The sequence below is a fragment of the Citrobacter sp. Igbk 14 genome, from assembly GCF_028069825.1.
In the GTDB taxonomy this organism is placed as follows: domain Bacteria; phylum Pseudomonadota; class Gammaproteobacteria; order Enterobacterales; family Enterobacteriaceae; genus Citrobacter.
Genome location: NZ_JANEWM010000009.1, coordinates 80,587 through 96,064 on the forward strand (window position 1 = coordinate 80,587; position 15,478 = coordinate 96,064).

Consider the following 15,478-nt stretch of genomic DNA (forward strand, 5'->3'; position numbering starts at 1 on the left):
GTTGTGAGGAGAAACAGTACATGGTACTGATGATCGTCAGCGGTCGTTCAGGGTCAGGTAAGTCTGTCGCCCTGCGCGCGCTGGAAGATATGGGTTTTTACTGCGTGGATAACCTTCCCGTCGTGTTGTTGCCCGAACTGGCTCGAACCCTCGCCGATCGCCAGATATCTGCGGCTGTCAGCATTGACGTGCGCAACATGCCCGAGTCCCCGGAGATTTTTGAGCAGGCCATGAGTAACCTGCCTGAAGGCTTCTCACCGCAACTGCTGTTCCTTGATGCCGACCGTAACACGCTGATTCGCCGCTACAGCGATACGCGCCGTTTACACCCGCTGTCCAGCAAGAACTTGTCCCTGGAAAGCGCTATCGATAAAGAAAGCGATTTACTGGAGCCGTTGCGTTCGCGCGCTGACCTGATCGTAGACACCTCTGAAATGTCTGTGCACGAGCTGGCGGAAATGTTACGTACCCGACTGCTGGGCAAACGTGAACGTGAATTAACGATGGTATTTGAGTCCTTTGGCTTTAAACACGGAATCCCTATTGATGCGGATTACGTCTTTGATGTCCGCTTCCTGCCTAACCCGCACTGGGATCCAAAGCTACGCCCGATGACCGGTCTGGACAGGCCCGTCGCGGCCTTCCTCGACAGACACACAGAAGTACACAATTTTATCTACCAGACTCGCAGCTATCTTGAGCTATGGTTACCCATGCTGGAGACCAACAACCGCAGCTACCTCACTGTAGCCATCGGCTGTACCGGCGGGAAACACCGTTCGGTGTATATTGCAGAGCAACTGGCAGACTACTTCCGCTCACGCGGTAAAAACGTGCAGTCACGCCATCGTACGTTGGAAAAACGCAAATCATGACCGTGAAGCAAACTGTTGAAATCACGAATAAGCTGGGCATGCATGCCCGGCCGGCAATGAAACTGTTTGAGCTAATGCAGGGTTTTGAAGCAGAAGTTCTGCTGCGTAATGATGAAGGAACGGAAGCCGAGGCAAACAGCGTTATCGCTCTGCTGATGCTGGATTCCGCCAAAGGACGCCAGATAGAAGTTGAAGCCACGGGTCCGCAGGAAGTTGAGGCCCTGGCCGCGGTAATTGCCCTGTTTAACTCGGGATTTGACGAGGATTAGTGAAGTGCCTGATGCGCTACGCTTATCAGGCCTACACGGCAATGACCTACTCCCGTAGGCCGGATAAGGCGTTTACGCCGCATCCGGCAATAACTACGCTAATACAACTTATTTTCACGCATAAACGACTCACCGCCCAGCTGGCGCATTTGGCGCATGATCCACGCCTGACGACTGCGCACATAGCCGGAAGGCGCACTCGCCTTAAAACGTAACGGATTGGGCAGAACCGCCGCCAGCAATGCCGCTTCAGACGGGCTAAGACGGCTGGCGGGTTTATGGAAATAGCGCTGTGATGCAGCCTCTACACCGAATACTCCATCGCCAAACTCCGCAATATTCAAATAAACCGTCAGGATGCGCTTCTTGCTCCAGACAGTTTCTATCCCCAGCGTTAACCCGGCCTCGAGCCCTTTGCGCACCCAGCTACGCCCATCCCACAAAAAGAGGTTTTTTGCCGTTTGTTGCGATAACGTCGAGGCGCCCCGAATACGGTTTTCATTACGTTCGTTATGCGCCAGCGCTTTCTCTATCGCAGAGACATCAAATCCCCAGTGGTCGGGAAATTTCTGGTCCTCAGCGGCAATGACCGCCAGCCCCATCCACGGTGATATCTCATCCATACTGACCCAGTCAGAATGCGCCACATAGCCGAAATTACCCTGTATCCAGGCACCAAGCTGCCGCTCAATCATGACCGCCGAGAAAGGAACGGGCATCACGCTGAAGAGCGCTATACCCCCGCCCCAAAACACGGCGAGGACAATAACTGCCCGCAGAAATAGACGTCGCAGAAAGGCGGTAGCCCCTTTTCTCATTCAGCCAGTACCAGAACACGCGAGACCAGTTTGTCGATCCCACTCGCCGCCTGGGCGATATCCTGCGCCAGCATGTAAGCAGGCGTGGTGACCACTTTATTATCTTCATCAACCACAATGTCATCGACCGGGCAAGGCACATGTTCAGCGCCCATCTCTTCCAGCACTTCCGCTGTATCAATGTCAGTGCCAATGGTCAGACGCAGCGGGAAGTCAAAAATCTTAGGTAACATAGCAGGAGCAATACACATGAATCCCAGGGGTTTACCGGCCTGATGCAGCGCCTTCGCCAGCGCGGCTAAGTCGCTATCAACCCGACATTCACTGCCCTGGCTGGCAAAATTGCTCAGATTTTTTGCTGCGCCAAACCCGCCAGGCACAATTAGCGCATCCAGCTCCGTTGCAACCGCCTGGGCCAGGGGGCGAATATCACCACGCGTAATACGCGCAGCTTCAATCAGGACGTTGCGCGTTTCCGGCATCGGCTCGCCCGTCAGATGATTAATCACATCCGCCTGCTGTTTATCTGGCGCAAAGCAGATAGCCTGAGCACCATGGCGGGCAATAGCCAGCAGCGTGAGTACGGCTTCGTGGATTTCTGCACCGTCATACACGCCACATCCGCTGAGCACTACGCCAACTTTTTTCATCGTGATACTCCTTTCGCAACTGACTGAAGCATATTAATAATTCTGATTAGAATGCCACGCTTCACACATTTAACTGATTCATGTAACAAATTATTTAAGATTTGCTATCTTAACTGCGTGCGGCCTGAAAATTAGGGCTGCGCCCTTGTAAACAATGATAATAATTTACGGCGCAGCCACGATTTCCCTGGTGTTGGCGCAGTATTCGCGCACCCCGGTCAAGCCGGGGTCATTTTTTTTCCACGCTCGCAACCCAGGCTCTTAATACCGCCACGTCGTGCTGCCACTCCTGCTTCATCTCTTCAATCCATTCAGCCACGTTATCTTCCCAGGCAGGAAGGTCGGGTGATTGAATTTGCTGACCCAACTGTTGCAGGTGGCGCAGACCGACAGATCCGGCTGCACCTTTAATTTTATGGCCTTCCTCAACCACGCCTTTTTTATCACGGGCAGTCAGATTAGACTCCAGCACGCTCAAATATCCCGGCATCATTTTCTCAAACACCGCCAGACCGTCGGTGATCAACTTCGGCCCGACCAGTTCGAGGTATTGTTCCAACATGGGAATATCTAACAGCGCTTGCGATTTACTGCTTTCTTCAGACGTCACAGTGCTCTCCTCTTCGTTTCGGGTATCCCAGTATTTTTTGATCATGGCGGTTAACGCCGGAACTGACAGCGGCTTACTCAGCACGTCGTCCATTCCTGCATCCAGATATTCTTTTTTATCTTTCAGTACGTTGGCGGTGAGAGCCACCAGCGGTGGGAGATCCTCGCGCGCATATTTTTGCGTCAGCTCGCGGGAGATATCGAGCCCAGTCATATCCGGTAGCTGAATATCCAGCAGCACCAGGTCATATTCACCCGGTTTGAACATGTCCAGCGCGGCTTGTCCGGTCATCGCGACATCCACGCTATTGCCCAGCTTTTCCAGCACCGAACGCGCAACAATAACGTTCAGTTCAATGTCTTCCACCAGCAGCACATTCAGGGCGGGTAACGGCATTTCATCGTCTTCAAAAGCATCTTCAATCTCTTCCGCCACGGCAGGAGCATGCACGGTTAGCGTAAAGATAGAGCCTTTTCCGGCCTGGCTGGAAACCGTAATATCACCGCCCATGTTTTTCGCCAGACGCTTCGATACGGCCAGTCCAATCCCGGTACCCGTTGCCGGTTTACCACCATGGCTATCCTTCACCTGATAGTACATGGCGAAGATTTTATCCTGCTCATCCTGTGGAATACCGATCCCGGAATCCTCCACTTCAAAATGCAGTATGTCTCCCTCGTCATAGCGAGCCCGTACGGTCACCTGCCCTTGCTGGGTAAATTTCACGGCATTGCTGATCAGATTCCACAGAATTTGACGCAGACGCGTTCCGTCTGTGATGACCTTATGTGGCAGCGGTAGCGTCGGCTCAAGAACAAAGCGCAATCCTTTTTGTTGCGCCTGCAAGCCGGAGAGGTTTTCCAGATCCGCCATAAAGCTGGTGAAATCGATTGGCTGGTTATCGAGCTGGACTTTGCGCCGCTCCATCTTATCCATATCGATAATATCGTTGAAAATGTTCCCCAGCGTCACGGCGGAAACATGGATAGTTTTGAGATATTTTTCCTGCTCAGCGGTTAAATCTGTATCCAACAGGATCCGACTTAAACCGACGATACCGTTAAGCGGTGTACGCAGTTCATGGCTGATCGTAGAGATAAAGGTGGTCTTGTCACGGCTGGCGCGCTCAAGGGCGTCCTGATAGCGCTTACGCTCGGTAATATCACGACCAAAGCCCATCAGACCGTGTCGCTTCCCGACGCGGTCGTAGTAAGGCACTTTACGTATCTCAAAGCAGGCTTTGCGCCCGTCCGGATAGTCGAGCCATTGCTCATAGGTCAGCGAAACGTTATGGCGGAATACCTTCTCGTCGGTTTCAATAACTTTTTCCGCCGCTTCTGGCGAATACACATCAGCCGGTTTTAGATTCACCAGTTGCTTTTCGCTCTTACCGGTCAGCAGCTCCATAGCACGGTTACAGCCGGAAAACTCTTTATCTTCATTGCGATAAAAAACCAGATCCGGTGAAGCATCAAGGAAAGAACGTAAAAATGAAGATTGCTGCTCAAGCTGGATCTGCGCTTCTTCACGCTCTTTGATTTCGACCTTCAGTTGTTCAAACGTCTCCTGCCGCTCCGCTTCCGCCTTTTCACGTTCGACAATCTCCTGATTGAGTTGGGCGATATTATCCTTCAACTGCACGTTGAGCTTGAGATCGCGCTCGCGCATCTCTTCCAGCTTCTGTACCAGTCGTGAAAGGCGTTGCCGGGACTCCTCCAGTTGTTCAACCACCACCGACAGGAAGTAGACGGCCCACGGGGTAATTAACAGGCCAAAAAAGATAGAACGGATGACATCAATGCTTTCTACCTGGCCATGCAGCACCATAGTGACAGCCATCTGCACCACAATTGCCAACACAACCAAAGCCAGCGCCAACAGCAGCGAAAAGCGCACCAGACCTAACTTCATCATTAGGTCGACATAGTATTGCGCCAGCATACGAATTTGCTTCATAGAGGGTTCCTTCACGACAACTTGGCACAATAATACTCAATTCTCAGCGTGACGTTTAAGATTGTGCAAGAAATGCGGGGGTTATCGGTGAAATGACTGGGGAGTGGTTCATCATAGGCCTGATAAGCCAGGCACCATCAGGCAAGCAGGCGCAGATTGCCGGATGTCGCTTCGCTAATCCGGCCTACGACCTACAGAAGGTTAGTTCCCCGGCTGAATCCACGGCGTACCCAGCGCCGAGCCTTGCACGCCGTGCTCGTTAAGGTACTTATCCAGTTCGACCATCCCGGTCCAGCGGTTTTCACACCATAGCGGTGCCAACAGCGTTGGGCGGCGCGCGCTGGCGGAAATACGGTGATAAATCACCTCGGGTGGCGTATGGCGAATCATCTCACCTGCGGTGACCGTGTACTCATCCAGTTCGATGCCGTGCAACCGTCCGGCCTCCCAGGCTTTCGCCATCGTACTGCCCTTCACGATATGCAGCGGATGCAGCTTAATACCGTCGACGCCTGTCTCGACCACGCGTTCCATCGTTTGCAGGCATTCCTCCTGCCCTTCTCCCGGCAAACCGACAATAAGGTGTGAACATACTTTCAGCCCACGCTCCCGTGCCAGTTGGGTGGTACGCTGATAGCAGGCAAAATCATGCCCACGATTAATGCGATGCAGCGTCTTGTCATGGGCCGTTTGCAAACCCAGTTCCAGCCACACTTCGTAGCCCTGATCCTTGTACTCGCATAGCAGATCGAGCACAGCATCCGGCACACAGTCAGGGCGCGTGCCAACACACAGCCCGACGATGCTGGCCTGACTAACCGCCTGTTGGTACATCGAACGCAGCACCTGTACTTCCGCAAAGGTACTGGTGTATGCCTGAAAATAGGCCAGATAGCGCTTCGCGCGATTCACTAATTGCGCCTGATGCTCAAGTTGTTCAGCGATAGAATGATGCTGCTGCGCTTCGTCAGCAAAGGAGGCGACATTACAGAAGGTACATCCGCCACGTCCAATGGTGCCATCGCGATTTGGGCAGCTAAACCCGCCGTGTAGCGTGAGTTTATGAACCTTTTGCCCATAACGGCGAGAAAGATCCCCACCAAACATATTGACTAATTTCTGTAACTGCATAATCTGATAGACCGCGCCTTGAAAAGAGGCCAAAGCCTGCCATTTTTAGCCCCAGTCGGCGATGACCTGGATCAATCGCCCTGGCGAGCCTTTATTCATTGAATAATAATTCAAAATAATCGAAATTTCATTCAATCAAAAAGTCATTATTTTTCCTTATATCTCGCTATTTTTTTTATCTTCTGATGGCTCTCATATAAAAACAGTATCTTTAAGACGCCGAAAGTCTACAAACCAGCATAAAATACCAAACATTGAGATAAACAAAGGGAGGACGGGAGATAACCGGCCTTTCTGACAGTGAGACAGATCACACTTCACCAGCGATCTCACTCAGGTTAAATCAATGTAAAAACACCTTTATTTTCAATGCTTTCATAAAGTTAATCGCCCTATAGCACATTTTTGCATAAATAAGATTGCCATTTGACCTGTGTGTGGATTCCCGATAACTTGGAAATCCGCTGGAAGCTTTCTGGATGAGCAGCCTGCTCATCATATTTATGCAGTAATTGAGATTCCCTCTGAAGCAAGTCCTCAAACTTGTTTGACCTATGCGAAAAGGATAAAGAGGGCGAATGCGAGGTGAGCGAATGAAACGCAAACCCCGTCGCCATGCTCTTGGTGTGCCCGCGCGCAAACGGTATCGGAGAGGTGTCCCGCAGAGCCTGGGGAGGTTCACTGATATGTTGTACGATAAATCTCTTGAGAAGGATAACTGTGGTTTCGGCCTGATCGCCCACATAGAAGGCGAACCTAGCCACAAGGTAGTGCGTACCGCCATACACGCGCTGGCCCGTATGCAGCACCGTGGCGCAATTCTTGCCGATGGCAAAACCGGCGATGGTTGCGGCTTGCTGTTACAAAAACCTGACCGCTTTTTCCGCATTGTTGCGCAAGAGCGCGGCTGGCGTTTAGCTAAAAACTACGCCGTTGGCATGATCTTTTTAAATAAAGACCCTGAACTGGCAGCGGCATCTCGTCGCATTGTTGAAGAAGAATTACAGCAGGAGACTCTGTCGATCGTAGGCTGGCGCGACGTGCCAACCAACGAAGGTGTTCTCGGTGAAATCGCCCTTTCCTCCCTGCCTCGTATTGAGCAAATTTTTGTCAACGCCCCTGCTGGCTGGCGTCCACGCGATATGGAGCGCCGCCTGTTCATCGCACGCCGTCGTATCGAAAAACGCCTCCAGGACGATAAAGACTTCTACGTCTGTAGCTTGTCTAATCTGGTTAATATCTATAAAGGTCTGTGTATGCCGGCAGATTTGCCGCGCTTTTACCTGGACCTCGCGGACCTGCGCCTGGAGTCGGCCATCTGCCTGTTCCACCAACGCTTCTCCACCAACACCGTGCCGCGCTGGCCGCTGGCGCAGCCGTTCCGCTACCTGGCGCATAACGGTGAAATCAACACCATCACCGGCAACCGCCAGTGGGCGCGTGCGCGTACTTATAAATTCCAGACGCCGCTGATCCCTGACCTGCACGATGCCGCGCCGTTCGTCAACGAAACCGGTTCCGACTCCAGTTCTATGGATAACATGCTGGAACTGCTGCTGGCAGGCGGGATGGACATCATCCGTGCTATGCGCCTGCTGGTACCGCCTGCCTGGCAGAACAACCCGGATATGGACCCGGAGCTGCGCGCGTTCTTCGATTTTAACTCCATGCACATGGAACCATGGGACGGCCCGGCAGGTATTGTCATGTCAGACGGTCGTTTTGCCGCCTGTAACCTTGACCGTAACGGCCTGCGCCCGGCGCGCTATGTCATCACCAAAGACAAACTCATCACCTGCGCTTCTGAAGTTGGGATCTGGGATTATCAGCCGGATGAAGTGGTCGAGAAAGGTCGCGTCGGCCCGGGCGAACTGATGGTTATTGATACCCGCAGCGGGCGCATTCTGCATTCCGCCGAAACTGATGACGATCTGAAAAGCCGCCACCCGTATAAAGAGTGGATGGAGAAGAACGTCCGCCGACTGGTGCCGTTTGAAGATCTGCCAGACGATCAGGTCGGCAGCCGCGAACTGGACGATGATACCCTCGCCAGCTACCAGAAACAGTTTAACTACAGCGCCGAAGAGCTGGACTCCGTCATTCGGGTCCTGGGAGAGAACGGCCAGGAAGCCGTTGGATCAATGGGTGATGACACCCCGTTTGCCGTGCTCTCCAGCCAACCACGCATTATTTATGACTACTTCCGTCAGCAGTTCGCGCAGGTCACCAACCCGCCTATCGACCCGCTGCGTGAAGCGCACGTGATGTCGCTGGCCACCAGCATCGGTCGTGAGATGAACGTCTTTTGCGAGGCAGAAGGCCAGGCACACCGCCTGAGCTTTAAATCACCGATTCTGCTGTACTCCGATTTCACCCAGCTCACCACCATGAAAGAAGAGCACTATCGCGCCGACTGGCTGGATATCACCTTCGACGTGACGGAAACCACGCTCGAAGAAACAGTCAAAACCCTGTGCGATAAAGCCGAACAGATGGTACGTAACGGAACGGTACTGTTGGTGCTCTCTGACCGTAATATCGCGAAAAACCGCTTACCGGTTCCTGCCCCCATGGCTGTCGGGGCGGTACAAACCCGTCTGGTAGAACAAAACCTGCGTTGCGATGCCAACATCATCGTCGAAACCGCAAGCGCCCGCGATCCCCACCATTTTGCTGTGCTGCTGGGCTTTGGCGCGACGGCTATTTATCCGTATCTCGCCTATGAAACGTTGGGACGTCTGATCGATACCCAGGCGATCGCCAAAGATTACCGGACCGTGATGCAGAACTACCGTAACGGCATCAACAAAGGTCTGTACAAGATCATGTCCAAAATGGGCATTTCGACCATCGCCTCTTACCGCTGCTCGAAGCTGTTCGAAGCTGTTGGCCTCCACGACGATGTCGTGGCGCGGTGTTTCCAGGGCGTGGTTAGCCGCATCAGTGGTGCAGGTTTTACTGACTTCCAGCAGGATCTGCTAAACCTCTCCAAACATGCCTGGCTGGCACGCAAACCCATTAGCCAGGGCGGGCTGCTGAAGTACGTTCATGGCGGTGAGTATCACGCCTACAACCCTGACGTAGTGCGCACACTGCAACAGGCGGTACAAAGTGGCGAATACAGCGACTATCAGGAATATGCCAAGCTGGTGAATGAGCGCCCGGCAGCCACGCTGCGCGATCTGCTGGCGATCGCACCTGGTGATGAAGCCGTAAGCATTGACGAGGTAGAACCCGCAACCGAGCTGTTTAAACGCTTTGATACCGCGGCCATGTCTATCGGCGCATTAAGCCCGGAAGCACACGAAGCGCTGGCTGAAGCCATGAACAGCATCGGCGGTAACTCCAACTCCGGCGAAGGTGGTGAAGATCCGGCGCGTTATGGCACGAATAAAGTGTCACGCATTAAGCAGGTCGCATCCGGTCGCTTTGGTGTGACCCCGGCATACCTGGTCAACGCCGATGTTATCCAGATTAAAGTCGCTCAGGGTGCGAAACCGGGTGAAGGGGGTCAGTTGCCAGGTGACAAAGTGACGCCGTACATAGCGAAGCTTCGCTATTCCGTACCTGGCGTGACGCTGATCTCCCCGCCGCCGCACCACGATATTTACTCTATCGAGGACTTAGCGCAGCTGATTTTCGACCTGAAACAGGTCAATCCGAAAGCAATGATTTCCGTGAAGCTGGTTTCCGAACCCGGCGTCGGCACTATTGCCACTGGCGTGGCGAAAGCCTACGCGGATCTGATCACCATCGCGGGCTACGATGGCGGCACCGGCGCAAGTCCGCTGTCATCGGTGAAATACGCGGGTTGTCCGTGGGAGCTGGGCCTGGTGGAAACTCAACAGGCACTGGTCGCTAATGGCCTGCGTCACAAGATTCGTCTGCAGGTCGATGGCGGTCTGAAAACCGGTGTCGACATCATCAAAGCGGCCATCCTCGGCGCAGAAAGTTTTGGCTTCGGCACCGGCCCAATGGTCGCGCTGGGCTGTAAATACCTGCGTATTTGCCACCTGAACAACTGCGCAACCGGTGTGGCAACGCAGGACGACAAACTGCGTAAGAATCACTATCACGGCCTGCCGTTCAAAGTGACCAACTACTTTGAATTTATTGCCCGTGAAGTTCGCGATCTGATGGCACAACTGGGCGTGAAACGTCTGGTGGATCTGATTGGCCGCACCGACCTGCTGAAAGAACTGGAAGGATTTACCGCCAAACAGCAGAAGCTGGAACTGTCTCGCTTGCTGGAAACCGCCGAGCCACATCCCGGAAAAGCGCTGTTCTGCACCGAGAACAACCCACCGTTTGATAACGGTGTGCTGAACGCACAGTTGCTGCAACAGGCAAAACCGTTTGTCGATGAGCGCCAGAGCAAAACCTTCTGGTTTGATATTCGCAACACCGACCGTTCAGTTGGCGCGTCGTTATCAGGTTATATTGCCCAGACACACGGCGATCAGGGCCTGGCGTCTGACCCGATCAAAGCGCACTTCAGCGGTACCGCAGGCCAGAGCTTCGGCGTATGGAATGCGGGTGGCGTAGAACTGTATCTGACCGGCGATGCCAACGACTATGTCGGCAAAGGCATGGCGGGCGGTTTGCTGGCGGTGCGCCCTCCGGTTGGCTCTGCTTTCCGTAGCCATGAGGCGAGCATCATTGGTAACACCTGCCTGTATGGTGCCACCGGTGGTCGTCTGTTTGCCGCGGGCCGTGCGGGTGAGCGCTTTGCGGTACGTAACTCCGGGGCCATCACCGTGGTTGAAGGTATTGGCGACAACGGCTGTGAATATATGACCGGCGGCATCGTCTGTATTCTTGGGAAAACTGGCGTTAACTTCGGTGCAGGTATGACAGGCGGCTTTGCCTACGTACTGGACGAAGACGGTGAATTCCGCAAACGCGTGAACCCGGAACTGGTTGAAGTATTGAACGTGGACTCTTTGGCTATCCACGAAGAGCATCTGCGCGGTTTAATTACCGAACACGTGCAGCATACCGGTTCTTCGCACGGCGAAGAGATCCTGGCAAACTGGCCAGCGTTCTCAGCGAAATTCGCGCTGGTAAAACCAAAGTCCAGTGATGTGAAAGCACTGTTGGGTCACCGTAGTCGTAGCGCAGCTGAGCTGCGTGTGCAGGCGCAGTAAGGGGTAGCAGCAATGAGTCAGAACGTATACCAATTTATCGACCTGCAGCGCGTTGATCCGCCAAAGAAACCGCTGAAGATCCGTAAGATCGAGTTTATCGAAATTTACGAGCCATTTTCAGAAGGTCAGGCTAAGGCACAGGCAGACCGCTGCCTGTCCTGCGGTAACCCGTACTGTGAGTGGAAATGCCCGGTACATAACTACATCCCGAACTGGCTGAAGCTGGCTAACGAAGGGCGTATCTTTGAAGCAGCAGAGCTGTCTCACCAGACCAACACGCTGCCGGAAGTGTGCGGCCGTGTCTGTCCGCAGGACAGGCTGTGCGAAGGTTCATGTACGCTGAATGACGAATTCGGCGCAGTGACCATCGGCAATATCGAGCGCTATATCAACGATAAAGCCTTCGAAATGGGTTGGCGTCCGGATATGACCGGCGTTCGTCAGACGGACAAGCGTGTCGCCATTATTGGTGCGGGTCCGGCAGGTCTGGCCTGTGCGGATGTGCTAACCCGTAACGGCGTGAAGGCTGTTGTGTTTGATCGCCACCCGGAAATCGGTGGTCTGCTGACCTTCGGCATCCCGGCGTTCAAGCTGGAAAAAGAGGTGATGACCCGGCGTCGTGAAATTTTCACCGGCATGGGCATCGAGTTCAAACTCAACGTCGAAGTGGGCCGTGACGTGCAGCTCGAAGCGTTACTGAAGGATTATGACGCCGTGTTCCTGGGCGTCGGCACCTATCAGTCAATGCGTGGTGGGCTGGAAAACGAAGATGCTGATGGCGTCTTTGATGCCCTACCGTTCCTGATCGCCAATACCAAACAGTTAATGGGCTTTGGCGAAAGCAGCGACGAGCCATACATCAGCATGGAAGGTAAACGCGTCGTCGTTCTCGGCGGGGGCGATACCGCGATGGACTGCGTGCGCACCTCGGTTCGCCAGAACGCAGCACACGTAATCTGCGCCTATCGCCGCGACGAAGAAAACATGCCGGGTTCCAAACGCGAAGTGAAAAACGCGCGTGAAGAAGGCGTGGAATTCCAGTTCAACGTCCAGCCGTTAGGTGTGGAAGTGAATGCCAACGGTAAAGTATGCGGCGTGAAAATGGCGCGTACCGAAATGGGCGAACCGGATGCGAAGGGCCGTCGTCGCGCGGAGATCGTCGCCGGTTCCGAGCATATAGTACCGGCTGATGCCGTCGTACTGGCGTTTGGTTTCCGCCCACACAGCATGGAATGGCTGGCAAAACATAGCGTCGAGTTGGATTCGCAGGGGCGTATTATTGCTCCGGAACGCAGCGACAACGCCTTCCAGACCAGCAACCCGAAAATCTTTGCCGGTGGCGACATCGTGCGCGGTTCGGATCTGGTTGTCACAGCCATTGCCGAAGGTCGTAAAGCGGCTGACGGAATTATGAATTACCTGGAAGTGTAATACTTCTGGCTCCCCTGCCACAGCCTGACGCTGATGGATGGGGAGCCAATATTTCCCTGCTAAATATTTCCTGCCCCATTTTTCGAAAACCGCTCGCAGATGCAGGTGCAACTCAATGTAATACACTTCGCCTGGATTGACCGGGCTATGCCTGAAGCGTATTGATAGCGATATATTTTCATTTAGCAACTATCGCGCCAGGGATGACATGACTGTACTTACACCACCACAACACGCTGACGATTATCAGCAAATCCATGACGGTATTATTCGATTAGTGGATACTGCCCACACTGAGACTGTCCGCAGTATTAATGCGTTGATGACGGCAACCTACTGGGAAATCGGCAGGAGAATTGTCGAGTTTGAACAAGGCGGTGAAACACGGGCGGCTTATGGTATTCAGCTCATTGAGCGGTTATCTGCAGATTTAAGCCTGCGCTATAAGCGTGGTTTTTCCACCCGGAATTTGTGGCAAATGAGAACATTTTATCTATATTTTCAGTGCATTGAAATTCCGCAGACAGTGTCTGCAGAATCTTCACTTCTGGTACGGCTCGCAAAAATTTTTCCACTTCCCTGGTCAGCTTACGTGCGTTTACTCTCGGTAAAAAATCCCGATGCCCGCAATTTTTATGAGAAATTTCCACGGCACTGGCGTTGGTCGTCGGATCGTTTGTGAGCGCAGGCACCTTAACCGCCGACTTCGTCCGCTTCGGGCGAAATGCCAAAGGCGCAGTGTTGATTGCCATGGTGGCTTTTTTCCTTGGCAACTCGTTGATGTTTATCTTCGGAGCCGCTGGGGCCGCCGCGGTAGGACAGGCAGATATCTCAGATGTGATGATAGCCCAGGGCCTGCTGCTGCCTGCGATTGTGGTGCTCGGCCTGAATATCTGGACAACTAACGACAACGCGCTGTACGCATTATGGCTGTACAATAACTTTGTCGGCAGGCTGACATTCCTGTCGGCGGCGATCCCTCCTATTGGCGGAGTGATTATCGCCGCCGATCACTATATTCCCGGTATTGTGCCGGTCAACGCCGTACTTGGCGGCGTATTCAGCTATATCCTGCTGAATCCCCTTTTCAATCGTAGCCTTGCAAAATCCCCGGAGGTCAGTCATGCAGAATAACACCATCACCCTAACTCAAACCCGTCTGCAGGGGCGTGAAGGATTGTGGCAAATCACGATTGAAAACGGGCGTTTTAGCCGTATTGATCCCCAGGAAACAGCATCTGCGCCACAGGGCGAGGTGCTTGATGCCGAAGGCGGGTTGGCCATTCCCCCTTTCGTTGAACCACACATCCACCTGGACACAACGCAAACTGCGGGGGAGCCCAGCTGGAACCAATCGGGTACGTTGTTTGAAGGTATTGAGCGCTGGGCCGAACGCAAGGCAATGCTCACCCACGAAGACGTGAAAACCCGCGCCATGCAGACCCTCAAGTGGCAGATGGCCAACGGTATCCAGTATGTCCGAACTCACGTAGACGTTTCCGATCCTACGCTCACGGCACTGAAAGCCATGCTTGAAGTGAAGCAAGAAGTGGCACCGTGGGTGGAGCTGCAGATTGTAGCGTTCCCACAGGAAGGTATTCTTTCTTATCCTAACGGCGAAGCGCTATTAGAAGAGGCTGTGCGTTTGGGTGCCGACGTCATTGGCGCAATTCCTCACTTTGAATTCACGCGTGAATATGGCGTTGAGTCGCTGCACAAAACTTTCGCCCTGGCGCAGAAGTATGACCGACTTATCGATGTGCACTGTGACGAGATTGATGATGAGCAATCGCGCTTTGTTGAAACCGTCGCGGCGCTGGCGCATCGTGATGGCATGGGAGCGCGCGTGACAGCCAGCCACACCACGGCGATGCATTCCTATAACGGCGCATATGCTTCCCGCCTTTTCCGTCTGTTGAAAATGTCAGGTATTAACTTCGTTGCAAATCCGCTGGTGAATATTCACCTGCAGGGACGATTTGACACCTATCCTAAGCGCCGTGGCATCACCCGCGTCAAAGAGATGCTGGAAGCGGACATCAATGTTTGCTTTGGGCATGATGACGTTTTTGACCCGTGGTACCCATTGGGAACCGCGAATATGCTGCAAGTTCTGCATATGGGATTACACGTGTGTCAGTTGATGGGGTACGGACAAATCAACGATGGGCTAAATCTCATCACCACCCACAGCGCGAAAACCCTGCACTTACAGGACTACGGTTTGAGTATTGGGAACTCCGCTAACCTGGTGATTTTACCTGCTGAAAATGGGTTTGATGCGGTTCGTCGCCAGACACCTGCACGTTATTCCATCCGTCATGGGCGGGTTATTGCCGAGACGGTGCCAAGCCAGACAACACTCCACCTGGCGCAGCCAGAAGCGGTAACGTTTAAGCGCTAGATTTTCTTTTCGGACATGGCCGCAGACTCACAGCCTGCGGCAAAAACGTATGGCGAAATATTTTCTGTCAGACTGCTAATCTGCAACACATCTGTTCAAGTTCTCCCTCAACCATTTTCGACAGTTTTTTACGCGCCAGCGGGCGGCTGCGTAATGGATATGCTCATACAGATGATATATAAAATAC

At 53.3% G+C, this 15,478-nt stretch carries 9 protein-coding genes and 3 pseudogenes; 7 read left to right on the forward strand and 5 right to left on the reverse strand.

All coding sequences use genetic code 11. The features are described from left to right. Window positions 1-20: 20 nt before the first annotated feature. Both rapZ and npr read left to right on the forward strand, forming a co-directional pair. Window positions 21-875, forward strand: coding sequence for an RNase adapter RapZ (rapZ, locus tag NNN64_RS05635; RefSeq protein WP_048213428.1), 855 nt, complete (start codon window positions 21-23; stop codon window positions 873-875). Then, a complete protein-coding gene (gene npr / locus NNN64_RS05640; RefSeq protein ID WP_003828770.1) occupies window positions 872-1,144 on the forward strand; it encodes a PTS phosphocarrier protein NPr in 273 nt (90 codons plus the stop codon). The genes rapZ and npr overlap by 4 nt, the downstream gene beginning before the upstream one ends. A gap of 98 nt (window positions 1,145-1,242) precedes the next feature. Here npr and mtgA read toward each other — a convergent pair whose 3' ends face one another. From mtgA to NNN64_RS05660, 4 genes are all read right to left on the reverse strand, one after another. Further along, complete coding sequence (gene mtgA / locus NNN64_RS05645) at window positions 1,243-1,962, reverse strand: monofunctional biosynthetic peptidoglycan transglycosylase (RefSeq protein ID WP_200037927.1); 720 nt, start codon at window positions 1,960-1,962, stop codon at window positions 1,243-1,245. Further along, window positions 1,959-2,612: an isoprenoid biosynthesis glyoxalase ElbB gene (gene elbB, locus NNN64_RS05650; protein WP_271440749.1), complete on the reverse strand. Its 654-nt coding sequence runs from the start codon at window positions 2,610-2,612 to the stop codon at window positions 1,959-1,961. The genes mtgA and elbB overlap by 4 nt, the downstream gene beginning before the upstream one ends. 229 nt (window positions 2,613-2,841) lie before the next feature. Then, window positions 2,842-5,178, reverse strand: a complete 2,337-nt coding sequence (gene arcB / locus NNN64_RS05655; protein WP_137382439.1) for an aerobic respiration two-component sensor histidine kinase ArcB — start codon at window positions 5,176-5,178, stop codon at window positions 2,842-2,844. A gap of 201 nt (window positions 5,179-5,379) precedes the next feature. Next, on the reverse strand, window positions 5,380-6,309 hold the full coding sequence (locus NNN64_RS05660) for a TIGR01212 family radical SAM protein (RefSeq protein WP_271440750.1): 930 nt from the start codon (window positions 6,307-6,309) through the stop codon (window positions 5,380-5,382). Between the two features lie 686 nt (window positions 6,310-6,995). On the opposite strand from NNN64_RS05660, the gene gltB reads away from it, so the two are divergent. From gltB to NNN64_RS05685, 5 genes and pseudogenes are all read left to right on the forward strand, one after another. Continuing rightward, entirely contained in the window at window positions 6,996-11,456 is a 4,461-nt protein-coding gene (gene gltB / locus NNN64_RS05665; RefSeq protein WP_271440753.1) for a glutamate synthase large subunit, read from the forward strand. 12 nt (window positions 11,457-11,468) lie between these two features. Continuing rightward, entirely contained in the window at window positions 11,469-12,887 is a 1,419-nt protein-coding gene (locus NNN64_RS05670; protein WP_271440751.1) for a glutamate synthase small subunit, read from the forward strand. 208 nt (window positions 12,888-13,095) lie between these two features. Then, window positions 13,096-13,566: pseudogene (locus NNN64_RS05675) on the forward strand (DUF1016 N-terminal domain-containing protein); the annotation flags it as partial. Further along, window positions 13,527-14,021, forward strand: a pseudogene (locus NNN64_RS05680) (cytosine permease); the annotation flags it as partial. The pseudogenes NNN64_RS05675 and NNN64_RS05680, both read left to right, overlap by 40 nt. Next, window positions 14,011-15,291: a cytosine deaminase gene (locus tag NNN64_RS05685; RefSeq protein WP_271440752.1), complete on the forward strand. Its 1,281-nt coding sequence runs from the start codon at window positions 14,011-14,013 to the stop codon at window positions 15,289-15,291. The pseudogene NNN64_RS05680 and the gene NNN64_RS05685, both read left to right, overlap by 11 nt. A 79-nt stretch (window positions 15,292-15,370) precedes the next feature. Here the strand turns inward: NNN64_RS05685 and NNN64_RS05690 are convergent. Then, window positions 15,371-15,445, reverse strand: a pseudogene (locus tag NNN64_RS05690) (hypothetical protein); the annotation flags it as partial. Window positions 15,446-15,478: the final 33 nt, after the last annotated feature.